The sequence below is a fragment of the Myxococcus sp. CA039A genome, assembly GCF_013336645.1.
GTDB lineage: Bacteria > Myxococcota > Myxococcia > Myxococcales > Myxococcaceae > Myxococcus > Myxococcus llanfairpwllgwyngyllgogerychwyrndrobwllllantysiliogogogochensis.
Window position 1 is genome coordinate 1 of record NZ_JABUMQ010000095.1, and the last position, 23627, is coordinate 23627.

General features: G+C 64.1%; 13 protein-coding genes. 1 reads left to right on the forward strand and 12 read right to left on the reverse strand.

Annotation, left to right across the window (positions count from 1 at the left end):
* Positions 1-85: 85 nt before the first annotated feature.
* Positions 86-493: a large conductance mechanosensitive channel protein MscL gene (gene mscL / locus HR086_RS17615; RefSeq protein ID WP_174461007.1), complete on the forward strand. Its 408-nt coding sequence runs from the start codon at positions 86-88 to the stop codon at positions 491-493.
* Between the two features lie 35 nt (positions 494-528).
* On the opposite strand, the gene HR086_RS17620 is transcribed toward mscL, so the two are convergent.
* The 12 genes from HR086_RS17620 to HR086_RS17675 form a co-directional block, all read right to left on the reverse strand.
* Positions 529-819 carry a hypothetical protein gene (locus HR086_RS17620; protein ID WP_174466181.1) on the reverse strand — a complete coding sequence of 97 codons (291 nt, stop codon included), beginning with the start codon at positions 817-819 and terminating at the stop codon, positions 529-531.
* A gap of 787 nt (positions 820-1606) precedes the next feature.
* Entirely contained in the window at positions 1607-1894 is a 288-nt protein-coding gene (locus tag HR086_RS17625; protein WP_174466182.1) for a hypothetical protein, read from the reverse strand.
* Entirely contained in the window at positions 1891-8790 is a 6900-nt protein-coding gene (locus HR086_RS17630; RefSeq protein ID WP_174466183.1) for an RHS repeat-associated core domain-containing protein, read from the reverse strand. Before HR086_RS17630 ends, HR086_RS17625 begins: the two co-directional genes overlap by 4 nt.
* 189 nt (positions 8791-8979) lie before the next feature.
* Positions 8980-10578 carry a putative metal-binding motif-containing protein gene (locus HR086_RS17635; protein WP_174466184.1) on the reverse strand — a complete coding sequence of 533 codons (1599 nt, stop codon included), beginning with the start codon at positions 10576-10578 and terminating at the stop codon, positions 8980-8982.
* Between the two features lie 522 nt (positions 10579-11100).
* Positions 11101-11541, reverse strand: coding sequence for a hypothetical protein (locus HR086_RS17640; protein WP_174466185.1), 441 nt, complete (start codon positions 11539-11541; stop codon positions 11101-11103).
* Between the two features lie 59 nt (positions 11542-11600).
* Positions 11601-12137 (reverse strand): hypothetical protein, encoded by a 537-nt coding sequence (locus HR086_RS17645; RefSeq protein ID WP_174466186.1) that lies wholly within the window; start codon positions 12135-12137, stop codon positions 11601-11603.
* 519 nt (positions 12138-12656) lie between these two features.
* The gene (locus HR086_RS17650; RefSeq protein ID WP_174466187.1) at positions 12657-13088 is read right to left on the reverse strand and encodes a hypothetical protein; all 432 of its coding nucleotides are present in this window, start codon (positions 13086-13088) and stop codon (positions 12657-12659) included.
* 52 nt (positions 13089-13140) lie between these two features.
* Positions 13141-13575 (reverse strand): SMI1/KNR4 family protein, encoded by a 435-nt coding sequence (locus HR086_RS17655; RefSeq protein ID WP_174466188.1) that lies wholly within the window; start codon positions 13573-13575, stop codon positions 13141-13143.
* A gap of 174 nt (positions 13576-13749) precedes the next feature.
* Positions 13750-14481 carry a class I SAM-dependent methyltransferase gene (locus HR086_RS17660; protein WP_174466189.1) on the reverse strand — a complete coding sequence of 244 codons (732 nt, stop codon included), beginning with the start codon at positions 14479-14481 and terminating at the stop codon, positions 13750-13752.
* A gap of 307 nt (positions 14482-14788) precedes the next feature.
* Positions 14789-14980 carry a hypothetical protein gene (locus HR086_RS17665; RefSeq protein ID WP_174461015.1) on the reverse strand — a complete coding sequence of 64 codons (192 nt, stop codon included), beginning with the start codon at positions 14978-14980 and terminating at the stop codon, positions 14789-14791.
* A 7-nt stretch (positions 14981-14987) separates the two neighbouring features.
* On the reverse strand, positions 14988-21977 hold the full coding sequence (locus tag HR086_RS17670) for an RHS repeat-associated core domain-containing protein (RefSeq protein ID WP_174466190.1): 6990 nt from the start codon (positions 21975-21977) through the stop codon (positions 14988-14990).
* Between the two features lie 31 nt (positions 21978-22008).
* Positions 22009-23604 carry a putative metal-binding motif-containing protein gene (locus HR086_RS17675; protein WP_174461017.1) on the reverse strand — a complete coding sequence of 532 codons (1596 nt, stop codon included), beginning with the start codon at positions 23602-23604 and terminating at the stop codon, positions 22009-22011.
* Positions 23605-23627 lie beyond the last annotated feature (23 nt).

Sequence of the window (23627 nt, forward strand, 5' to 3'; positions counted from 1 at the left end):
GGTAGGGTGCGTGGGTTTCCGGGGCCCTCCGGCTGGTGCCAAGGCATTCAGGGAGCAGGCCATCCGGTGACGGAGGCGCGTACCCGTGTCCCTGCTCTCGGAGTTCAAGCAGTTCGCCCTGAAGGGCAACGTGGTGGACCTGGCGGTGGCGGTGGTGATGGGGAACGCGTTCTCCGCCATTGTGACCGCGGTGGTGGCGGACCTGGTGATGCCAGTGGTCGGCGCGGTGCTGCCTGGAGGTGACTGGCGCAATGCGACGGCGACGTCACTGAATCTACGGCTGGGACACCTGCTGGGCGCGGTGCTCGACTTCCTCATCATCGCGTCGGTGCTGTTCATCGTGGTGGCGAAGGTGGGGCAGGCATGGGCGAAGCGCGGGAAGAAGGGTGAGCCCGCGCCGGCCACGACGAAGGTGTGCCCGGAGTGCCGTGAGACGATTCCGTTGGAGGCTCGGCGGTGCCGGGCTTGTACTTCGGTGTTGGTGACGGTGTGAAGTAGTGGCGGGTGCTTCACACCAAACGACCGGCTTCACGGAGCCTGGCGGTTGGGCATCTTGGAGCGGCCTCGGCTTGCCTTGGCGCTTCGTGGCTTCTTGGCGAGGTCTGACTGTCGAGGCACCCACCCGGGGGAATCGGAGTCGTACCACTCCTGCTTTCTGAGCCAGTCGTCGAAGCGAAGGAAGAGGGTCCTGGGGCCGTCCATGGTCTTCCGCTCGGCGAGGAAGGTCTCGAGGGTGTCGAGCAGGAAGGCGACGTTCTCGGGCTTCTCTTCCGTGGGGTCGAACTTCGGGTGACCTGATTTGCGTGCCAGGAGAACCACGAGCCATGACCAACCGAAGTTGGACCCACTGTCGACCTTGACGATGAGCCACTCACGAAATCCGAAAAGGAGCCCACCACCCCACGCAGCGTCGAATCCATGAACGAAGTTGGCGCAGGCGTCAGCACTTGGGTGTGCGAGATACATCTTCGGAAACTTTCTGACGTGGTTCAGGACATCGGGCAGGTGTGAGGGATTGCGCCGAGGAGAGGCCGAGGACGTACTCTTCTTGCTGTTGCCTCGGCGACGTGGAGTGGATGGCGGCACGGTGGGCGTTCCCAGGATGCGGTGGAAGGGGTTACATGCTCTACGGTTTCCGGACCACCAGAAACTTGAGAGGATGACGTCGCCGGCCACCACGGAGGCAGGTAGTGTGAAGACCAGGCGGTTCAGCCAAGAGCAGATGGTCGCGACTCTCCGCGAGGCGGAGCGGTGATCCGTGTCGGAGACCACGAAGATGCATGGAATGAGTGAGTCGACGGTCTAGGCATGGCGCAAGTGCTGCGGTGCATGAACGCCAACGACACGAAGCGGCTGAAGCAACCGGAGGCGGAGAACGCCCGGTTGAAGAAGTTGCTGGCTTAGCGGAACTTGGACATTGAGGTGTTGATGGAAATCCAAACAAAAATGGTGAGCGCCACCGCGCGAAGTCAGTAGGTAGAGTTAGCTCAAACAACTGCCCCGCATGTTGAACCTGCAACTAGGGCCAACCTGCGAGGCAGGAAGATCTTATTCAGGTGTATGATTCGTCCGAACTAACGGCTCCTAAAAACAAGCTTGAAAATGCTCATCGATGCACCAAAAGGCATGCGCGCCCTCTGATTTCATCGGCGTCGAGCGGAGTTCTCGTTTCTACGGCGCGCAGTTCTGGCCTTCCTCTTCCAGGCATTCGCTCGGATTCAAGTTGAATAACGCCTTTTGAGCGCCCATCAATAAACAGTTCGGCCTGACATGGAGCCAGCGCGGGTGGCGTCCCCGCTTGCAATTGCCCCACAAACACCGTCACGCCGGTGCCGAGCACGAAGAGATCTTCGACACTCAGCGTGAATGGAGAAATCTCCCGAGGAGTCTTCATAATCCAGCCTCCATCAACTGCCGCAATGCGGCTACATCCGGTCCACTTAGACCGAGCATTCCCTGATGCCGTATCATGAAGCTCTTAACATGGGTCTCAGCTCTTTGGACGCCAAGGCGCTCGATGATTCCGAGCCGCCACTGCGTCCCATGGAGGAACTCTTCGAGAACGGCGGCTTTACTAGGGTTCTCGCGCAGAAGGATGTGCGTGAGGTCCGGCCCTCCGACGTTCGCCTCGGCGCCAATGTAGTCAAGGTAGCGTAGCTCTTCGCTCCCGGGGGTGGCAAATGCGACCGTCCTGCCCTGCTGCCGAATGCTAGATATCAGCTTGGGCGAGGCGCGTTCGACCCCCATCGCAAGATTTGAGCTATTGAGCGATAGTCCCTTTGCGGACTTCATCGCCTTCGCAACGGCGCCACTAGTGCTCCTAAGGGAGGATACAACTCCTCCTCCGGTTTCGAAGGCGGATAGAATACTGGCACCAGAGGCGAGTGTGTAGAAGGCCGCCTTCCCAGTCCCGATGATGCAGCCGCCGACAGCGCCACTCCCGCACGCAGACTTGGCCTCCAGGACGCTCTCTCCGGCTGTCACAAACGGGATGAACTCGTTGATGGCAAGGCTGCCTGCCGCGAGCTTGCTAACTGGCGAGTAGCGGTCGTATACCGCAGAGGCATTAAGCATGCTGTCGAGTTGCGAACCAGCAATGGCTTTGCTTGCGTGGCATCCCAGATGTGGTCCACAGGGGATCATCTCCGAGCTTTCGTTAAAGGTCTCAGAGGCCTTGGTCAGCAGGGACGTCAGGGCTGACTTGGACGAGCCGGAACTCTGCCCGATGTCGTTCGTGTGGTGCGCATCGGGCTGGGTCTTCGCGTCGTCGAGGGACTCGACACTGGGCACCTTGAAGTCGACGCTGGGCAGGTATAGGGAGGGCCCTGGCGCGGACATGTGCCGATCCAGCGCGCTCATCATCATGCTTTGGGCTGCCTGCGGTGCCCCTGTCCAGCCGCCGTCCCATCTGCTCACCAGTCCTCCCACGTAGGGTGAGAAGCCACTCGGGTCCGTGTATCGCGTGGGATTGTTCAGCACGTAGGAGTAGGCGTTGTGCGCCTGCGCCGAGCCCGGCTGGGCAATGACCGGGTCCACGCTGAGGAACTTCATCAGCCGTGGGTCATAGACACGCCCACGCATGTTGATGAGGCCCAACTCGTCGTCATGCTCATGCCCTGTGAATCCGCGACGCGCGCCAGCGTGGCCTAAGGTGAAGGCCTGAGCCAGATTGTTCGCCTGCCTCCTGGCTCCGAAGGGCTCGTACTTGATGCGCTCGAGTACGGTGCCAGAGGCGTCGGTGACGGTGTCGGGGCTGCCCTGCGGGTCATTGAGGAAGTAGCGCGTGGACTCCGTGGAGGAGCCATCATCCCAGGAGACCTCGGCGATGACGCCCTCGGGACTGGGGATGCTGAGGATGTGGGTAGTGGTTAGTCCCTTTCTGCGACGCTGGTACAGGCCACCGAGATAGACGGTCTCCTCCAGGTCATCCGCGGAACGCTTGCGGACACGGGTGCCCGAGGCGTCGTAGTCGAAACGGACGGTGCCACTCGACGAGGTAACGCTCTCGGGGAGGTTGAAGGAGGTGTACTGCGTCGCGCGAACCAGGGCTCCCTGGGCATTTCGCGAAGCAATCTGGTTGCCGCGGTGGTCGTACTCGTAGGTGAAGGACTCGGCGCCGAGCTGGGCTTGTTTGACAGCGTGAGGGCCACCTGTCGTGCCTGATGTGTAGTCAAGCGTGGCGGAGGGCTCTGAGCCGGCGACGGGAGTGCGGCTGAGCATGTTGCCGAGCTTGTCGTACTGGAACTGGACGTCGAGGTTCTGGCAGTTCTGCTGAACCTTCCAGCGCTCGAGTCGGTCGAGCGCGTCGTAGGTGTACTTCTGGGTGACACCGAGCTCGAGGTCGTGACGCGCCGAGAGATTGTCGTTCTCGGTGTACTCGTAGGCGAGCCGCTGGACGTTGTTGCCGCCGCGCCTTGCCTCCGTGAAGCGCAGTCGGCCCTGGGTGTCATAGCGGAAGACGCGTGCGACACCGTTGCCATAATGGGCTGTCTTGAGCCGGCCCATGCTGTCCTGCTCGTAAGCCCGCCAGTAATTGGTGATGGAGTTGCTCCGGTAGATGCTCGAGAGGTCCCCTCGGTCCTCATACGAGCGGTTGATTGAGAAGAGCGCGCCATTGATCGCCACGGGATAGGTGAGGCGTCTCATTCGGCCGTAGTCGTCGTACTGCCGGCTCATCACGAGTGTCTCGCCGCCCACGCGCTGCGCGAGGTCCGTCTCGCGACCGAAGGAGTCAAAGATGTAGTCCGTGATGACGACCCCACTGGGATTGCCGACAGGGGTACGGGTCGCGCGCGTCAGGCGGCGCATGGCACCTGGCCCGTTGTCGTACACATATTCCAGGCTCTCCTTCTGATTGGTGGAGGAGAGGACGCGACCGAGGAGGTCGCGCTGGTGGGTGGTGGTGATGCGTCCGGCCGCGCCGGCGGCTGCGTCGGACTGGCTCTTGAGTTCGCCGAAGGCGTTGTAGAGGAAGAAGCGAGTCCCCGCGTTGGGGTCGACGGTGTGCTCCAGGCGACCCTTGGTGTCGTAGAAGAGAGAGTTACGATTGCCAGCCGGGTCGACCATGAAGTCCAGGCGGCCGAAGGGGCCGTAGGAATACGTCATGGTCGCTTCCTTGGAGGTTCCCACGGCCTCGGTGGCCTGGGTCATGAGCCCACGGAAGTCGACGAGCGTCTTCTTCACCTGGCCGAGTGCGTCCGTGGCCATTGCCTGCGAGGAGTAGGGCGCGGGTGCGGAGTAGCTGAAGCTCTCGATGAGCTTGCCAGTGAGACCCGTGGTGCCATCGCCGAAGCGGCGAGCAGCGACGCGGTTGAGTGCGTCGTACTCGTAGCCTTCCCACGTGGCCTGCTCGCTGCTTGTTCGGGGCATCTCCCGCTTCACCACGCGCCCGAGGACATCGTAGGTGACGGTGGAGGTCACCGTCTGACCGTCGAAGCGCGCGGACTGGGTCGTCACCTGACGTCCCATCGCGTCGAAGCGGGTGATGGTCTCATCCTTCACGTAGGCGCTCGTGGCCACCTGGGTCCGGTGCTGCGGCAGAGTCCCGTTCCATTCGTAGTGCGTCTCGACGATGGACTTGTTCGCGGGTGCCACGGAGGGTCCCTGGTACATCGGCGTGACGATGCGCTGGCGGCCGAAGCCGTCGTACTGGAAGCGCACGTGGACATCATTGGGGTCGGCTGTCTGTGCAAGAACCCCGAGGCCCGGATGAAAGAGGTAACGCCAGGTGGCGCCCTCGGCGTCCGTGGTGGTGGAGAGCTGCGTTTGGTCGAGGCTGTCGTACGTTACCGACTCGGTGCGGGTGACGCCGCTGCCTTGCTGAGACACATGTTCGACGAGGCCCTTGGTGTTTCGGATGAAGCGCGTCTTGAGATACGTCTCCGAGGTGGTGGGCGTCACGGCCTCGCCGACGAGCGACGGCTCATTCTCGGCGCTTTCGACCTGCCCGTGCGAGTCGTAGGTTACCTGCTGCATGCGAACGTTGCCGGCATCGGGCTGTCCCGTGCAGCCGACCACGGGAGCCCTGGCGCAGGACATCCAGGACGTGGTGACGGTCCAGGTGCCCTGGGGCAGCCAGGTGGTGGTGTTGAAGGTCGGCACGGTGACCGTCTTCACCTGATCGGTCGTCGCGGCGCCGTGGATGAGTGTGGTCTGAGAGAGCGGGGTGCCGTAGCTGTCCAACGAAGTGCGTGTCTCTGACTCGGAGACCACCGTCGCGGAGCCGTTCTTGATTTCGCGAACCGTCTCGACGATGCGGCTGGCGTACTGCTGGTACGTCGAGGCATGCGCCTCTGGCGTGCGGGTATAGAACCACTGGCGCTGCGTCTGGATGCGGGTGTTCGCGTCCGTCGGCACGTCGACGGTCTCCTCCTTGGGCAAGTGTGCCAGCGGCGCCTTCGCATGACGGTTCGAGCCCTCGAGCGTCGTTCTGTTGTCGTAGGTCGTGGTGGTGCGAGTCCCCGTCACCTCGTCGATGACCACTCGCTGCCCAAATCCCAACCAGCCCAGGCCGCGAGTGTCTGAGAGGCCGTCCCGATAGAGGTGGCGCCAGCTCTGCACCCGTTGCTCATTGGAGTTGAGCGCCAGTCGTGACACGACGCGCATCGTCTCTGGTGCCAGGCGAAGCCACGGCTTCGCCGGCGTCTCCGTGTAGCTCTTGGCGTAGAAAGGCTCGCTCGGCGTGATGGCCCCGTGTGGGTTGCTCTGGGAGAGCGGTGCGTACTCGAAGGAGTAGCTCAGGCCCGAGTAGCCCTGGTAGCTGGCGACCTGGATGTTCCCATGCACTTTCTTGAGCACGTCGGTCGCCTTGATGCGACGCGCGACGCGCAGCTCGTTCCCCTGGCGATACGTGAAGTCGAGCAGGCCATCGTTGTTGGTGTCGATGACCTGGGCCCACTCCTTGTTGTCCCCGCTGGGAAGAGAAAGGTCCTCGTAGCGGTTGAACTCGCCTTGAGTCCCCGCGAGCAAGAGCCGAATCGGGCTGCCGGGCCTGAAAATCGCGATGTCGACCCGCCCGTCGCCATCAAAATCACCGTGTTCCGTTTTGGCGAAATACAGGCGACTTGCGAAGTCGCCGTTCACGCTGGTCTCATGGATCTCCGTGAACCCCGCGCCCGTATTGAGCTGCACTCGGAGTTTCAAGGGCTCGGAAAGGGGACCCATTTGGTGCAGGGTTACGGCGTCCTGCAAACCATCCCCATTGATGTCCACGAGATGGAACGAATTGAAGATCACCCCCGAGCCAGGAGGCAACTCTGGAACGGCCCGTATGGTGGTCTTGATTGATTTCAGTGCAGCGACATCTGACGTGCTCGTTGCTTTTTCTCGATAGACAAGTGCGTCAAGGAATGCGCTTTCACCAGGGCCTTTGCCCAACAGGCTCATCTTTCCGCTTCCATCCAGGTCGACGACGCGCATGCCGGTGCTGGATTGCTGAAAATAGCCCACCGGGGACCTCTCGGTCGTCCTGCCTCGGGCCGTCTTATTGACGACCACGCGGCGCTTGCCTGGAACAATGCTGTCGGAGTCTCCCGTCAGGTCGATTTCGTGCTGCCCCATCCACACGCGCTCGTTGCGAGCATCTCCATCGACGTCGACCCAGTACTGGGAGTTCGGCTCCGAGCCACTGATTTGCATCTCGGGGTCTCCGGCACGGGCATGGCCATACTTGGGGGCAGGGTATTCTCCAAAATCCGAGCGACTCCACTCACAAGAGAGTGGCGTGACGGTGGAGCGACCAAAGCCGTCCCAATCCGTCACAATAGGATACAAGTTGCGCTCATGGCGCTTCCCACAGAAGTCACCTGGATCGCGGCCCCCGAAGAAGAAGTCCCAGAGGTCATCGAGCCAGATGGTTCCTTCGATGTTGAAGTAAGGATACCAGATGGAGCCGCCCGTCACGTCGGAGGTCACGAGCGAGGGTGACTCCGCGTCCGGGAACTGTAATAGCCGCATGGTGTCCTGCCAGAGTTGCACCTTGAAGTCGGTGGTCATCCCGGAAGCGGGGTCGCCCCAGATACCGTCACCCTCATTCATCTTGTCTGACCGGACAAAGTACGCGAGGCCCTGACGTCCAGCGCCCAGTCCAAAGGCATTCAGGCCCGCGCCTGCAGCGGCATCGCTGACGTTCTGAGCCTGCGAGTACTGGAAGTCCCACGAGCCCTGCTCCCAGTCGAAGCGCACGGGCGTTTTGCAGATGTCTTTACCGTCGCACTCTTGAAACTCCGTGAGGAGGCTTCGCTTGCTGATGGACCCCATGCGATACTTCAGCTTGTACGAGCGCAACAGCACAGTGGACAGGTTGCTGGCGCCCGGTGCGAGGCCAGGGGCCTTCATGTCGACCCGAGATAGCCGGAAGTCGCGTCCGACCTTGACGCCCGCCAGGTAGCCGGTGAAGACATCAGGTCGGAGTTCATAGTGGAAGGTGACCTCTCGCTGCCCCGGTTCGATGGAGCCAGATGCGTTGCGGAATTGGGTGTAGGTGATGCGCATGGGGCGATGCCAGGCGCCTGAGGCGGCGCCGAGCGCGGCCTGCTCGTAGAACACGTCCATCCGGTTGCCGAAGCGGTCCTCGACGGCGGCGAGCGCCCAAGCGATGCTCACCGGTTCAGTCCAGCCGACTTGAATGCTCCCTCCAGGCCCCTGGTCGAATCGCTCGTACTTGCCCCGAATGAGTGCATCGTCGCGCTGGCTCCCAGGACCCATCGAAACGCGCCCGTACGTCCGGATGAGGCCATCACGACCTCGAACCTCGAACGTCGCTGGCTCAACGCCATCCCTGGCGACAACCCGGATGGATGAGTAGGTGTCCTGCTCCGTCTTGAGTGCAAGATGGTCTGCGCCGGCGAGCCGGGCGCCATCCAAACAATACGCAGGGCTGTAGCGGTCAACGACGTCCAGCCCCCCGCCCGGGAAGAAGTCGATGGCTTGAAGCTTGCCGTCTCTCGCGAAAGAATTGGGGCACAGGTCAATCTGTGACAACCCCGCGAGGTTGAACCCGGGACCCAGAAGCCCATCACTTCCCTGGCTGTCATAGACAATTGAGAGCGAAGGCTGGATACCCGCTCGTCCACGTGGGGCCCAGAGCGGAAGCGAGACGGTGGCGGACCCACTCGTGGTCACGTCTGCCGTGAAGGGGGTGATTCCAGGCACTTCTTCGTTGCCGAGGCCTGTGTCAAGAATCGTGTCGGGGCGCAGTTCGAATGGAATGGTCTGCTGCGCACCAAGAGCCTTGCTTACCTGGACGAGAGATGTGTCATCCGCTTCGGAGCGCGGGGCGGATCCTGGCATGCAACTGATGAGCTGCGCTCCATAGAAAAGCAATGTGAGGTGTGCCGTCAGGAAGCGAAGGCTTGAAGGAGGGGGGCGTGAGTCTGGGCTCATGTCGGGTCGCCGTTCATGAAGGTGTGGATGTGGCCGTGCCTCGGCACCGGGATGTCGTCACCCGGCGCCAGCCATGGCGATGTCGAAAGGAAGTAGTTACTGACAGCGGGACTGTTCGCAGACACCGGACTCATCCGGTGCTCCCGAGCAGTTGTTGTCGATGCCGTCGCAGACCTCAACGGTGCCTGGTTTCATGTCAGCCCGGGTGTCGTCACAGTCCCCGGGAGTGCGGGATGTATTCGCGGGCTGTCGACAGGCGCTCTCGGACTCCCAATTGGCCCCATGACCATCATGGTCCTGGTCCGCGAAGAACTGGACCCATGTGGAGGTGTTGCTGTTGTCGTCGGGCCAGCCGTTGCAATCTTCGTCCAGGTCGTTGGCACAGACCTCGGGACGAGGTTGACCTGGAGTGCAGACGCCGTAGTCCCCCCATTCGCACACTTCCCTTGGCGGTTTTCCGTCTCTGGCTTCCTCGTACCAGCACGCCATGGCGCAGGCGGGAACGCTGCGCATGCATGCACCGACGCCACAGGTCTTGGGTGGAGCGTCGTCCACCTGCCCGTTGCAGTCGTTGTCGAACTGGTCGCATGACTCCGGCTCAGGCGGGAACGGGGTACAGGTCTGCTCAGTCCCGTTGACGCAGGACTGGACGCTGGCTGCGCAGGCACCCACGCCACAGTGTTTCAGGGCCCCTGGGTGCACCGCCGCGTTCGCATCGTTGCAATCCAGGCCGCTGGAGGAGGCTCCCGCGGGTACATTGCAACTGGCTCCAGTCGGGGCTCCTGCTCCATGACCGTCTCCGTCCCCATCGCGATAGAGCGTCAGCAGGACGCCTTCGTCCGTTGTGCCGTTACAGTTGTCGTCCGCGCCGTTGCAGACTTCGGCTCGAGGTGTGCCCGGCCAGCAGGTGTTGGCTCCCCAGGTGCAGACCTCGATGGGTGGCTTCCCGTCGCGTGACTCCTCCAGTTCGCAGTGGTCGGCGCAGGCAGCGACTGTTCGCCGGCAGAAGCCCACACCACAGGAGACAGGTGGCAGGTCATCCACTTGCCCATTGCAGTTGTTGTCGACCTGGTCGCACACTTCCTGCGTCGCGGGCCTGGGGATGCAAGCTGCCTCGGCACCGTTGACGCAGGCTGGGACGCTGGTGGCGCAGGCTCCAATGCCGCAGGACTTGAAGGCACCTGGTTTGATGGATGCCGAGCCATCGTTGCAGTCGGTCGCGTCAGTGACGTAGCCAGCGGGAATCCCACAGGCATCCTTCCAGTTGCCGGGAGCCCCGAATCCGTCTCCATCCGCGTCGCGGTAGTACCGCACCCACTGCCAGAGGGACGAATTGCTGTCGTCACAATCACTATTGTTGGTGACCCACCCCTGCGCAAGACAGCCTTGTCGTCCGGGGCCGGCGCCTTTTCGGTCCCCATCCGCATCTCGGTAGAGTGTGACGAGGACTCCCTCGTCGATGAGGTCGTCGCAGTCATTGTCGAGCCCGTCACAACGTTCTGGTTCGCAGGTGTCCGGAGGCGGATCGCAGCCGTTGCAGGCCATGGGGGCCACGGCTGCTCCAGCATCCAGCAAGGGCGCTGTGGCTGCCGGTGTCGCCGCGAGCGTGGGAAGGGCGATGATGATGGCGAGCAGTGCCAATCGATAGGCATGGAGGCGCCACAGCCGCGTAGCGGCACAGGAGGGTCGAGGCATGGTGAGCTTTCAAGGCTTGCGAGAAGTCGTCTCGCGAGACGGGTGGCTGTAGGCCGAGCCCGGCCGGCTCTTGCCGGTGAGTGGCTCAGCGGGTGCCGGGTGCGTTCGCGGAGTCCACGTGTTCTGCAATGGACGCGCCGAAGACTCCTGGAGGAGCCTGTCCACGTCGCAGGCGAGCAGTCCGTCCACGAGACGGGACCTGCATCCAGCCTGCGTGGGATGGCTGAATCGGCCGCGCGATGGGGCCGAGATGACCTGGGGTGGACCTTCCAGGATTTCGGGGTCCTCAGCGGCTCCCGAAGCTGGAAGGGGTAACGAAGCCTATTCGAGAGATGGAATGAGCACGGACGATGAGGGGCGAGGGGGCTCGCTCAATTGCTCGTAACGATGGAGTCCTTGCTTGCCCTGGGCGGTGGCTCGGTGTGGGCGCGAACTCACACGAAGGTCAGCGTCGCTCGTCTGGGGAGAGCTGTTCATGACGGTCATCGCGATGCCCGCAAGCCGTCACGGGAGCCCCCTATGTCAGGGAGTCAGTGCGAGGTATTCGCGTGCGAAAGCCTCTGTGTTCCCTTGGACGCCCAAGGCAAGGGCCTCGTGAAGGAGCGCCGCGCACGAACGCGCATCGTCGTGCGGGATTCGTTCACCGGGGGCGAGCCTGTTCAGATTGAGCAGGATGACCAGGATGCGTACCGCAGTCTCCCTCAGTCCTGACTCTTCGTGGGTGCAGAGACTGGGGAGTGCTCTCGCAAGACGTACCCGGTCCCAATGCCGCATCGTGAATGCCATCGCGAGCGCATTCACAAGTTGGCGAGTTGACCCGTCACGTTGCTCGACGATGCTCATCACGAAGTCGAAGCCCTCGGCCTTCAGCGAGGTGAACTCACGCTCGACTGGCTCAGGAAGGCTGCCAGCCCTTGCCAGTTCCGCCTTGAGTCGTCGCCAGGGGCTCTTGGGGGTGTTCATGGCGGAACCTGGATGTACTTGTCAGGCCACGTGCCGTTCTCGGGTGCCCGCGGCTCCCGTCAGCGTAGCAGGAGCGGCTCGAGGAGCGCACCCAGTTCGTCGTCCGTCAGGTCCCCTCGAAGCATCAACTCCACACCCGCGCGGGAGAGCCGTGCCATGAAGTTCGGGCTGGAGCCCACCGCTGCATGGACCGCCGTACGGACGCCAAGTGCACCTCCGATGAGGCGCCCCATGGCCGCCACTTCGAGCGCCTCCATGATAGCGTGAGTGTATTCCTGGGGCAGCCCCAGCTTGGGCGATTCGGGAGAGCCCGCGAGCGTCGCGTCCCAAGCAGCACCCTCGACCTGGGTCCATGGCACCTCGAGACGGAGCTCGGGATGCTCCTTTCCAAAGGTCCCCGACAGCCCGATGAGCCCATACTCCGAGAAGGGGCCTCTAGGGACGAGCGCTTCGATGCCGACGGCGTGGATCCGAGGCACCGTCGGCCCTGCGGACAACACCCGGCTGACCACACCTGATGCATCCATCGGAGTCGAGTGGTATTCCCTGAGCCAGACGTGCGCGCGGCCGAAGCGGCCCAATTCAAGGGTCCTCATGGAATCTCTCAGAACGCGCGCCATGCCGAGTTGAAGAGGCCTAGTTTGGCCGTGATGACTTCCGGATGGTACACGCTGAATGGCGAAACCCCAGCGATGCCATCGGGCCGTCGGGGGAGTGGCTGTCCGGGCCGGGCCCGTAACAGGTCCTCGCTGCTCCTGACTCTGGGATCGGCACAAGCCTGATCTGGAACCGTGGCCTGTGCCCTTCCCGACGAGGAGGAGGAGGCCCCGCGCCCCGGAAGACCGCGAGCCCATATCAGCTACCCCCGAGCCGATCTTTCATCCGGCATGGTTATCGAATCGTGTTCGCCTCCTCTTCATTGTGCAGGTCGAAGACGGTGCCCTTGCCATGCTTCTCCTCGAGAAGCATGAAGGCCTCGTCACCGTCGGTTGCCATCACGGTTACCCGCAGACCCGGCTCCGTCTGAGCGCTGCCCCCGAGCTGGATGATTGCTCGGTACTCTTTCAATTTCGTTTTGGTCATGTCGTGTCAACTTGAAGGATGCGAGGCAGACATCACAATAGCAACTGGTCCTCGCTGATGGACTTGAGTTCCGAGAAGCGAAGGCCCTTGTAGATGAGCTTGCCCGCGACGCGTGCCGCCGCCTCGGGGAGGTCGCTGAGTTGCACGGGGGCCGTGGGTGCGGCGGTGAGCCGATAGGGGCCGCCGTGGAATGACGAATCGAAGGCGTAGAGCCCTCGCGCGGCCATCTGCTGCCAAGGGTCTCCCGGTTCGGAGAGTTGGCCAGGTTCGGGTACCGGCGCCGTGCTCGGCGCCATGGACCGGATGACGGAAATCGCCTGGTCGTGTGCGTCGACATCCTGGAGGAACGCGTCCGGCGCGTAGCCTCCGCCAGCGGTACTGAAGAAGCCCACGAACCCGTCCTGGTCGCAGGCCAGCCAGTCATATTCAAATCCCTGAATGGAATCCTGGGTCTCTTGGCTCATGGGGTTCTCTTGGCGGGCATCGGCCATGAAGGTGCTTCCCAGTATCGCCTTTCTAGAGCGCGTAGCGGACCGCGTACTCGTGGCGAAGAGTGCCTCGATACCAGACATCAAGAGATTTGAAGACTTGAGTCGGCTCACCTGTCCGCTGGTCGAACCATGCGAAGCGCCCGTCGATAGGATGAAAGGCGGAGAGACCAAGACCGACATGGAAGACGATCCAGCCGGGGGCAAGCCCGGCCTGTCGATAGCTGGAAGTGACGCTTTCGATGTCGTCGCCAGTCGCCGGATCGCCAACGGGAGAAAGAAACGTCTCCGTTTCGAACGCCTCTCCTCCTCCCGTCGACGACCAGAATCGCAGCAAGTCCGTGGGGACACTCCCGTATCTCCTCGCCCAGCGGAGGAGAGTGTCTTCGGTGAGGGGCTTCCTCCAGCGGAACAGCATGGGCTGTTCCACGGCATCTGCCTCGATGGCGCTGGTGGGATGCAAGGAACTCCTCCCAGAGGCTGACCTGAGCCTGCGACCAGCATACGCCCACGTGAATCCAGAGGAGGGGCGTTCTTCGTCCTGGCACCACCCCTGTGGAGGTCGACCCCGACGGCGCGACAGGCGCGGCCCCCGATGCGCGCCTGCACTTCGCTCACGAGCGTCGCTGACAGGGTTTCAGCGCATTCCTCCAGGCTCGAAGCGGGTGAGGAACACCTTGAACTGCAAGGAGACGAAGATGGGGCGCGGAGCCACCAGTGAGGTTCGTGCGAGCATCGCGAACATGGCCTCATCGGACTCGATGGGGCGGATCTCCGTCATGCGCTTGCGCCGATGCTCCAGCGCCTCGGAGGGGATTCCATGGGCCCGGAGCCGCCGGAACTCCACGTTCGTCAGCTCGGGATCATTGCCGACGCGGCAACCCACGACGAAGGGGGCGCCGGGCTTGAGTCTCCGGGTCACTTCGCGCAGCAGCTCCAGGCGGGCTTCCTCACCCTCCACATGGTGCAACACCCCCATCATCTGCGCGCCGTCGAAGAGTGGGCCGGGGGGCAGGGTTCGCAGCTCACCCACGTGAAGGTGCGTCCGAGAAAGCAGGCCCTCGGCCTCCAGGCGCTTACGGGCGACGTCGAGCATGGCCTCGGACGGGTCCACGCCGGTGAAGCGCCAGCCGGGAACATCGAAGCGCAGATAGGGCATCAGCTCCGTGCCCGTACCCATGCCCACGAACAGCAGGGAGGCAGCCTCCTGCCCGTCGAGCTGTGCGGTCAGCGCGCTGACACCGAGCTCATACATGGCCTGGGCGCCGGCGAGGTTGATGGCGGCCTGGGTGTCGTAGTGCGCGGCGCGGTCGGCGCCGAAGCCCGGCACGATGTGGTGGGCGGAGTGAGTGAGGTGTTCATGGGCCATGACGTGTCCTCGATGGGCCCGCTGAAGGCGGGCGATTGTTCGAGGATGCGCGTCGGCAGGCCAGTCCGGTAGGGCGGGGATTCAGGCTGAATCGGCGGATTGTCTGGACGGTGCGGGCTCGTGGCCTTCATCCAGGGCTGGCTGCGTCCCAGAATCGGCGCCAGTGCTCACGTCTTCCCACGGAGGGGCGACCGGGGAAAGGCATGGGAGGATGCCCATTGTGCCTACCCCGAGGAGGAGGGCCCGCGACCTGGAAGATCGCGAGCCCAGCCTCAGCTACTCCAAGCCGAACATTCAGCCGGCAGGGTTATCGAATCGTGCTCGCATCCTCTTCATTGTGCAGGTCGAAGACGGTGCCGTCGCCATACTTCTCCTCGAGAAGCGTGTAAGCTTCGTCACCGTCAGTTGCCATCACGGTGACCTGCAGACCCGGCTGAGTCTGAGCGGGGCCCTCGAGCAGGATGATTGCTCGGTACTCTCTCAAGTTCTTTTCGGTCATGTCGTGTCTACTTGAAGGGTGCGAGGCAGATATCACTATAGCAGAAGCCGCCGACGATGGTTCCCTCGCCTCGGAGAATGTTCGTGATTTCGTCGGGCGTCATCTTGGTGATGTCATGGATTTTCACGTTGGGGTTCTTTCTCCAACGAAGTTTGTCATCTCTGAGAAAATTTGGCGCCGGAGTGATTCTGCCCCCGCGTGAGCCGTGAGCCCCCGAGAGAATGTGTACATCTCCCTTGGTGAGGGCGTCATTCACGTGCGGGGCGAAATGGAACTGGATGATCTCCCCATTGGAGGTCCAGACCTCTCCACCTGCCGCGTTCTTGGTCATGGAGAAGGAGCCACTGGGCGGGGGGGCTCGAGTCCCGAAGGCTCGAGCAACATCGTCCACCACGCCACGAACTTTCGTGACGGGGGCTCTGAGCACGGATGCAACGCCGCCTCCCGATTCGAGGATGGAAAAGATGCTGGCGCCAGAGGCGAGTGTGTAGAAGGCCGTCTTCCCCGCGCCGACGACGCAGCCGCCTGTTTCTCCGTTGCCGCAGGCTGACTTGGTTTGGAGATAGCTCTCTCCCGCCGTCACGAACGGGATGAACTCGTTGACGGCGTAGCTGACCGCGGCGAGCTTGCTGACAGGCTCGTAGCGCTCATACGACGTCGCGGCCGCGACCATGCTGTCGAGCTGGCCCTTGGCCAGGGACCTGCCGACATGGCACCCGAGGGACAAGCCACACGGGAACTGGTCGTAGGCGGCGCCTATCTTCCCCGCGGCGGTCGTCATCAGCGACGTCAGGCTGGCCTTGGACTCGCCGGAGCTCTGCCCGATGTCGTTCGTGTGGTGGGCATCCGGCTGCGCCTTCGCGTCATCCAGACTCTCCACGCTGGGGACACGGAGGTCGACCGAGGGCAGGAACGGCGTGGCCCCCGGTGCGGACTCGTGCCGCAGCAGTGATTCCGCCACCAGGTTCGGTCCCGGCACATACCCACCGCCCGAGCTGCCTCCCCATTGACCCACCAGCGTTCCACCGTAGGGCGTGTACCCGCTGGGGTCCGTGTAGCGAATCGGGTTGTTCAACACATAGGAGTACGCGTTGTACGCCTGCACCGAGCCCGCATCCGCGATGACGGGGTCCGCGCTGATGAATCGCATCAACCGCGGGTCGTAGATGCGCCCGCGCATGTTGATGAGACCCAGCTCCTCATCCTGCTCATGCCCGGTGAAGCCCCGCTTCGCGCCGCTGTAGCTCGCGCTGGACGCTTGCAACAGGTTGGTCGCGTCTCGTCGTCCGCCGTAGGGCTCGAACTTGATGCGCTCCACCACCGCGCCCGCGGCGTTGGTGACAGTGTCCGGACTGCCCTGCTTGTCGTTGAGGAAGTACCGGGCGCTCTCCGTGCTCGACCCCTCGTCCCACGACAGCTCTCCGATGATGCCCTCGGGGCTGGGGATGCTGAGCACGTGCGTCGTCGTCAGACCCTGCTTGCGTCGCTGGTAGAGGCCGCCGACATAGAGCACTTCCTCCAGGCCGTCGCTCTTCTGCTTGCGCACGCGCGTTCCGGACGCGTCGTAGTCGAAGCGGACCGTCTTGCCCCCCTGGGTGATGGACTCCGGCAAATCGAAGGGCGTGTACGTGACGGTCCGGACCTCGTTGTTCGAAACGTCGCGCGAGGCCGTCTGGTTGCCCCGGTGGTCGTACTCGTAGGTGAGCGAGTCCGCTCCGAACTGCGCCCGTTTGACGGCGTGCGGTCCACCCGTCGCGCCCAGGGTGTAGTTCAGCGTGGACGTCGGCTCCCAGCCGGTGACAGGGGAGCGGCTGAGCAGGTTGCCGAGCGCGTCGTACTGGAACTGGACGTCCAGCGTCTGGCAGTTCTGCTGGACCTTCCAGCGCTCCAACCGGTCCAACGCGTCGTAGGTGAACTTCTCCGTCGCGCCGACCATGAGGTCGTGCCGGGCGGAGAGGTTGTGATTGTCCGTGTACTCGTAGGCGAGTCGCTGGACGTTGGTGCCACTGCGCTTCGCGTCCAGGAACCGCAGACGACCCATGGTGTCGTAGCGGAAGTCGCGCACCACCCCACTGCCATAGCGCGCCTGCGTCAGCCGCCCCCCGCTGTCTCGCGCGAGCGCCGACCAGTAGCTGGTGATGGAGTTCGTCCGGTAGATGCTCGAGAGGTCGCCTCGCGAGGTGTACGAGTAGCCAATCGACACCGGCTGCCCGTTGAACATGACGGGGTAGGTGAGCCGGCTCACCCGTCCGTAGGCGTCGTACTGCCGGCTCATCACCTGCGTGCCGCCAGCGACTTCCTGCGACGTGTTCGTCTCGCGGCCGAAGTCGTCATAGACATGGTTCGTGATGACGACGCCCGCGGGGTTGCCGGTGGGCGTACGCGTCGCACGCGACAGGCGCCGGATGGCACCCGGACCCTGGTCATAGAGATAGGACAGGCTCTCCTTCTCGTTCGTGGCCGTGCGCACCCGGCCGAGCACGTCCCGCTCGTACGACGTGGTGATGAGGCCGGGCATGCCCACGGGGCCGTCCGAGTCGCTCTTCACCTCGCCAAACGCGTTGTAGAGGAAGGTCCGCGTCCCCGCGTTCGGGTCCACCGTCCGCTCGAGCCGACCGAAGCCATCATAGAAGTTCGCGCTGCGATGGCCCTGCGGGTCATCCGTGAACTCCAGCCGACCGAAGGGACCATACCCATACGTCATGGTCGCCTCCTTCGAGGTCCCCACCGCCTCGGTCGACCGCACCATCAGCCCGCGAAAGTCGAGCAGCGTCTTCCTCGCCTGGTTGATGGCGTCCGTCACCACCGTCTGGGTGGAGTAGGGCGCGGGCACCGTGTACGCGATGCGCTCCAGGAGCTTTCCGGAAGGCCCCGTTGTCCCGTCCCCGAAGCGGCGCGCCGTGACGCGGCCGAGGGGGTCGTACTCATAGGACTCCCACGTTGGCTGCTCGGTGCTGGTGCGAGGTGCCTCGGACTTCTGCACACGTCCCTGGACGTCATAGGTGACGCTGGAGGTCACCGGCTGTCCATCGAAGCGGGCTCCCTGGGTCGTCACGGGCCGGCCCAGCGTGTCGAAGCGGGTGATGGTTTCATCCACCGTCCCCGTGTCCGTCGCCACCTGGGTGCGGTGCTGCGGCAACGGGCCATTCCATTCGTAGTACGTGCGAACGATGGACTGGTCCGCCGGCGCCACGGAGGGCCCCATGTACAGCGGCGTCACCACGCGCGGGCGGCCGAAGCCGTCGTACTGGTAGCGCGTATTCACGCCGTTCGGGTCCGCCGTCTGCGCGAGCACGCCCATGCCAGGGTGGTACAGGTATCGCCACGTCGCCCCTCCCGCGTCGGTGGACGTGGCCACCTGCGTCTGGTCGACGGTGTCGTACGTCACCGACTCCGCACGCTCCGTCTCACGGCCCTGCTGGACGACTCGCTGGACCAGGCCCCGCTCGTTCCGCTCGAAGCGTGTCTTCAGGTACGTCTCGGACGTCGTCGGAGTCACGACCTCCTCGAAACGCGAGGGCTCCAGTTCCGTGCTTTCGACCTGCCCCTTCGTGCCGTAGGTGACCTGCTGCGTCCGGGTGTTCGCCGCGTCCGCGGGGCCCGTGCAGCCGACCTCCAGTGCCCTGGCGCAAGACTGCCACGCGCTGGAGACAGTCCACACTCCGGTGGGCAGCCACGTCGTGGAGTCGAACCCCCGCCCCGTGGTGACGACCTTCACCTGCTCGGTCTTGTCCGCGCTGTGCGTGAGGGTCGTGCTGTAGACAGGGTTGCCCTTGTCATCGAGCTCCGTGAGCGACTCCCTCTCCGACACCACCGTCTCGGCGCCACCCTTGAACTCGCGCACCGTCTCCACGACGCGACGGGCGTACTGCTGCCAGATGGTGGAATGGGTCGCCGGAGTCAGGGCATAGGTCCAGGTCCGCTTCGTCTGGAGCCTCGTGTTCGCGTCCAGGGCGACCTCGGTCGTCTCCTCCTGCGGGAAGTGCGCCAGGGGCGCCGAGGCCTTGCGGTCCAGCGTGCTGTCCACCGAGTGCCGGTTGTTGTACGTCGTCGTCGTGCGCGCGCCCGTCACCTCGTCCACGACGATGCGCTGACCGAAGCCCAGCCAGCCCAGGCCCCGGGTATCGGAGAGGCCATCTCGGTAGAGATAGCGCCAGCTCCGCACCTGCTCGTCATTCGAGTTGAGCGACATGCGTGAGACGACGCGCATCGACTCGGAGGCCAGGCGCAGCCACGGCTTCGTCTCGGTCTCCACGTAGCTTTTGGCGTAGAACGCCTCGGGCGGCGTGACGGCTCCGTGCGGATTGCCCTGCGAGAGCGGGGCGTACTCGAAGGAGTAGCTCAGGCCGGAGAAGCCCAGGTAGCTGGCAATCTGGATGTTCCCGTGCACCTTCTTGAGCACGTCGGTCGCCTTGATGCGACGCGCGACACGAAGGTTGTTCCCCTGGCGAAACGTGAAGTCGAGCAGGCCATCGTTGTTGGTGTCGATGACCTGGGCCCACTCCTTGTTGTCGCCGCTCGGGACAATCGACAGGTTCTCATGGGTGGTGAAGTCGCCCTGCGGACCGGCGAGCAGCAACTGCACCGGGCTGCCATTCTTGAAGATGGCGAAGTCCACCCGGCCATCGCCGTCGAAGTCGCCATGCTCCGTCTTGGCGCCGAGCAGCATCGTGGCGATGTTGCTCGGCATGACGGTCTCCCGGACCTCGGTGAAACCCTTGCCCGTGTTGAACTGGACCCGGAGCTTGATGGCCGGGTCGGAGATGCTCGTCACCCCCAGCGCCACCGCGTCCCGCAGGCCGTCTCCGTTGACGTCGACGAAGTCGAACGTGGAGGCGTAGAGCGACGGAAAGAGGGCCGGCATCGTGAAGGGCGTGCGCACGGAGGTCGGGACGACCTTCAGCTCCGCCTCGTTGACGTTGGTCGTCGAGACCTCCCGGTAGGTGAGCGCATCCAGGAACGCGTTCCCATTGGGACCCACGCCCAGCATGCTCATCTTCCCGCTTCCATCCAGGTCCACCACGCGCATGCCGAGCCGGGCGGCCTGGAAGTAGCCCACCGGAGACATCTTGGTGATGCGGTTCTGCGCCGTCCTGTCGACGACGACGCGGCGCTTGGCGGTCACTGTCGTGTCGGAGTCCGCCGTCAGGTCGATTTCGTGCTGCCCCATCCATACGCGCTCGTTGCGGGCATCTCCGTCGACGTCGAGCCAGTACTGCGAGTTCGGCTCGGAGCCGACAACCTTCATTTCAGTGTCGCCGGCACGGGCATGGCCATAGAAGGGGACCGGGTGCTGGCCGAAATTGGACTTGTCCCACTTGCAAGACAGCGGCGTGACGGTGGAGCGGCCAAAGCCATCCCAGTCCGTCACGATGGGATACAGGTTGCGCTCATGGCGCTGCCCACAGAAGTCTCCCGGGTCGTTGCCTCCGAAGAAGAAGTCCCAGAGATCATCGAGCCAGATGGTTCCCTCGATGTTGAAGTAGGGGTACCAGATGGAGCCGCCCGTGACGTCGGACGCCACCAGCGAAGGGGACGCGGCGTCCGGAAACTGCATCAGCCGCATCGTGTCCCTCCAGAGCTGCACCGTGAAGTCGGTGCTCATTCCGGAGGTCGGGTCAGTCCAATCGAGCTCGTCCTCGGCCATCTTGTCGGACCGCACGAAGTACGCGAGGCCCTGGCGTCCCGCGCCCAGGCCAAAGGCATTCAGGCCCGCGCCGGCGGCGGCGTCGCTCACGCTCTGGGCCGGCGGATACTCGAAGTCCCACGAGCCCTGCTCCCACTCGAAGCGCACGGGCGTCTTGCAGATGTCCTTGCCGTCGCACTCCCGCAGCTCCGTCAGGAGGCTGCGCTTGCTGAGGGTTCCCAGGTAGTACTTCAGCTTGTAGGAGCGCAGCAGCACCTGAGACAGGGTGCTCGCACCCGGGGCGAACCCGGGGCCCTTCATGTTGACGCGGGAGAGTCGGAAGTCGCGGCCGACCTTCACGCCCGCCAGATAGCCGGTGAAGACATCCGTCCGGGCCTCATAGTCGAAGGTGACTTCGCGCTGACCCGGCTCAATGACACCCGAGGCGTCGCGGAACTGCGTGTAGACGATGCGCGAAGGGCGGTGCCATGCACCGGACGGAGCGCCGAGGGGCGCCTGGTCGTAGAACACCTCCATCCGGTTGCCGAAGCGGTCCTCGATGGAGGCGAGCGCCCAGGCGATGCGCACCGTGTTGTTGTTCACGGTCTGGATGGTCTCGTTGGGCCCCTGCTCGTATTGCGAATGGATGCCCTTGACGAGTGCGTCCTCGCGCGAGCCCGGCCCCTTGCCGTAGGTCCGGATGAGCCCATCGCGCCCCCGAACCTCGAAGGTGTCAGGCGCGTGGAGGGTGGTTCCCTCCGGGATGCGGATGGAGGCGTAGGTGTCGTGCTCCGTCTTGAAGGCCCGGGCGTCGGAACCGCCGGCCGGAACGAGCCGGACGCCGTCCAGGCACCAGGCCCTGCTGTAGCGGTTCTTCGCGGCCAGCCCCTCGTCCGGCATGAAGTCCACGGAGTGCAGCGCGTTGTCCCGTGCGAACGAGTTGGGGCACAGCGTGATTTGTGACAACCCCGCCAGGTTGAAGCCGGGGCCGAGGAGCCCGTCGCTGGCATTGCTGTCATAGACAATCGACAGCGACGGCTGGAGGCCCGCGCGCCCCGGAGGAACCCAGAGCGGGAGCGACACGGTGGCCGAGCCGCTCGGTGTCACATCCGCCGTGAAGGCCGTGACTCCGGGTGCCTCCGTGCCGGGAAAGGCCGTGTCGAGAATCGTGTCGGAGCGCAGCTCGATGGGGACGTCCAGGAGCGCGCTTCGTGCCTGAGGGAGTGGCTGTCCATCCTCGTCTCCAGAGGAGGACGTCAGCGCGGGGCCGCAGCTGGTGAGCAGCTGGGCGCCATAGAAGAACAGCGTGAGGTTCGCCGCGAACCGCTTGCGGCGTCCCGGCGGACGCGGGGATTCTGAATCGTGTCTCATGTGGGAATGACCGTGGTGCGTCGAAAGGGATTTACTGACAGAGGGACTGGTCGCAGACCCCGGACTCGTCCAGGGTGCCCGAGCAGTTGTTGTCGATGCCGTCGCAGACCTCGGCGGCGCCCGGCTTCATGTCGGCTCGCGTGTCGTCGCAATCGCCCGGTGCCCGGGAGGTGTCCGCGGGCTGGCGGCATGTGGTGGTCTCGCCCCAGCTCGTGCCGTAACCGTCGTGGTCCTGGTCCGGATAGAAGGTGAGCCACGCGGCGCTGTTGCTCGAGTCATCGGAGAAGCCGGTGCAGTCCTCATCGAGGCCATTGGCACACACTTCCGCCGTGGGCGCGCCCGGGGTGCAGGTGCCGTGCTCGCCCCACTCGCAGACCTGGACGGGCGGCTTTCCGTCATGGGTCTCCACCCACTCGCACAGCTCGCCACAGGCGGGGGCGGTTCGCCGGCAGGCGCCCTGGCCACAGCTGATGGGCGGGAGGTCATCCACCTGCCCATTGCAGTCGTTGTCTGACTTGTCGCAGATCTCCGGCTGGGATGGGCGTGGGATGCAGGTCTGCTCCGCGCCGTTGACGCACGCCTGGACGCTGGCGGCGCAGACGCCGAGGCCGCAGTGCTTCAACGCCCCGGGCTTCACGGCGTAGTTCGAGTCGTTGCAGTCCTGGCTGTTGGAGGAAGCGCCGCCCGGCACACTGCAGCCCGCGCCAATCGGAGCGCCGGCACCATAGCCGTCCGCGTCGTTGTCGCTGTAGTAGGTGAGCTGGACCCCGTCATCGATGGTGCCATTGCAGTTGTCGTCCACGTTGTTGCAGGTCTCTGCCTTGGCGACGCCCGGCGTGCAGGCGTTGTCACCCCACTCGCAGAACTCGACGGGCGGCTTGCCGTCCTGGACTACCACCCACTCGCAGATGTTGCCGCAGGCGGCGACGGTGCGCTGGCAGGCTCCCGTGCCGCAGGAGATGGGGGGAAGGTCATCCACCTGCCCGTTGCAGTTGTTATCGATGCGGTCGCAAATCTCGGCGGAGGCGGCATAGGGGACACAGGCCTGCTCCACGCCGTTGACACAGGCCTGGACGCTCCGTGCACAGGCTCCCTGGCCGCATTGCTTGATGGCCCCCGGCTTGATGGTGGAATTGCCGTCATTGCAGTCGGTGGCATCCGCGACGTAGCCCGCGGGGAGGCCACAGGAGTCGATCCAGTTTCCTGGTGCTCCGTAGCCATCTCCGTCCGCGTCCCTGTAGTAGCGACCGGCCTGCCAGATGGAGGCGTTTGCGTCATTGCAGTCGTTGTTGTTGAGGACCCAGCCATGGTCCAGACAGCCCTGCTGCGCGGCCCCGGTGCCGTGGCCGTCCCCATCCACGTCGCGATAGACGTTGCGCTTGACGCCCTCGTCTATCTGGCCGTCGCAGTCGTTGTCCTCCCCGTCGCAGATCTCCGCGACACATTCAGGGTCCGGCTCACAGTCGGGACATCCAGGTGGAGGCAGCAGGTTCGGCTCCTGCTGGGAGCTGATGGCGGAGCTCGCCGGGGCCGCGAAGACCGGGCCGACGGCGAGGGCCGTGAGCAATATCAATACAGACTGGCTGAGACGCCACGCGCGTGCGCGGGTCTCTGGAGGTCGAGACATGGTGGGCTTTCGTGGTGGACGAC

What these genes read in the sequence shown, in the direction of transcription:
- HR086_RS17625 (WP_174466182.1), bottom strand. Translation starts at nt 1,894, where the DNA reads ATGAAGACTCCTCGGGAGATTTCTCCATTCACGCTGAGTGTCGAAGAT.
- HR086_RS17630 (WP_174466183.1), bottom strand. Translation starts at nt 8,790, where the DNA reads ATGCCAGGATCCGCCCCGCGCTCCGAAGCGGATGACACATCTCTCGTC.
- HR086_RS17635 (WP_174466184.1), bottom strand. Translation starts at nt 10,578, where the DNA reads ATGCCTCGACCCTCCTGTGCCGCTACGCGGCTGTGGCGCCTCCATGCC.
- HR086_RS17640 (WP_174466185.1), bottom strand. Translation starts at nt 11,541, where the DNA reads ATGAACACCCCCAAGAGCCCCTGGCGACGACTCAAGGCGGAACTGGCA.
- HR086_RS17645 (WP_174466186.1), bottom strand. Translation starts at nt 12,137, where the DNA reads ATGAGGACCCTTGAATTGGGCCGCTTCGGCCGCGCGCACGTCTGGCTC.
- HR086_RS17650 (WP_174466187.1), bottom strand. Translation starts at nt 13,088, where the DNA reads ATGAGCCAAGAGACCCAGGATTCCATTCAGGGATTTGAATATGACTGG.
- HR086_RS17660 (WP_174466189.1), bottom strand. Translation starts at nt 14,481, where the DNA reads ATGGCCCATGAACACCTCACTCACTCCGCCCACCACATCGTGCCGGGC.
- HR086_RS17665 (WP_174461015.1), bottom strand. Translation starts at nt 14,980, where the DNA reads ATGACCGAAAAGAACTTGAGAGAGTACCGAGCAATCATCCTGCTCGAG.
- HR086_RS17670 (WP_174466190.1), bottom strand. Translation starts at nt 21,977, where the DNA reads ATGAGACACGATTCAGAATCCCCGCGTCCGCCGGGACGCCGCAAGCGG.
- HR086_RS17675 (WP_174461017.1), bottom strand. Translation starts at nt 23,604, where the DNA reads ATGTCTCGACCTCCAGAGACCCGCGCACGCGCGTGGCGTCTCAGCCAG.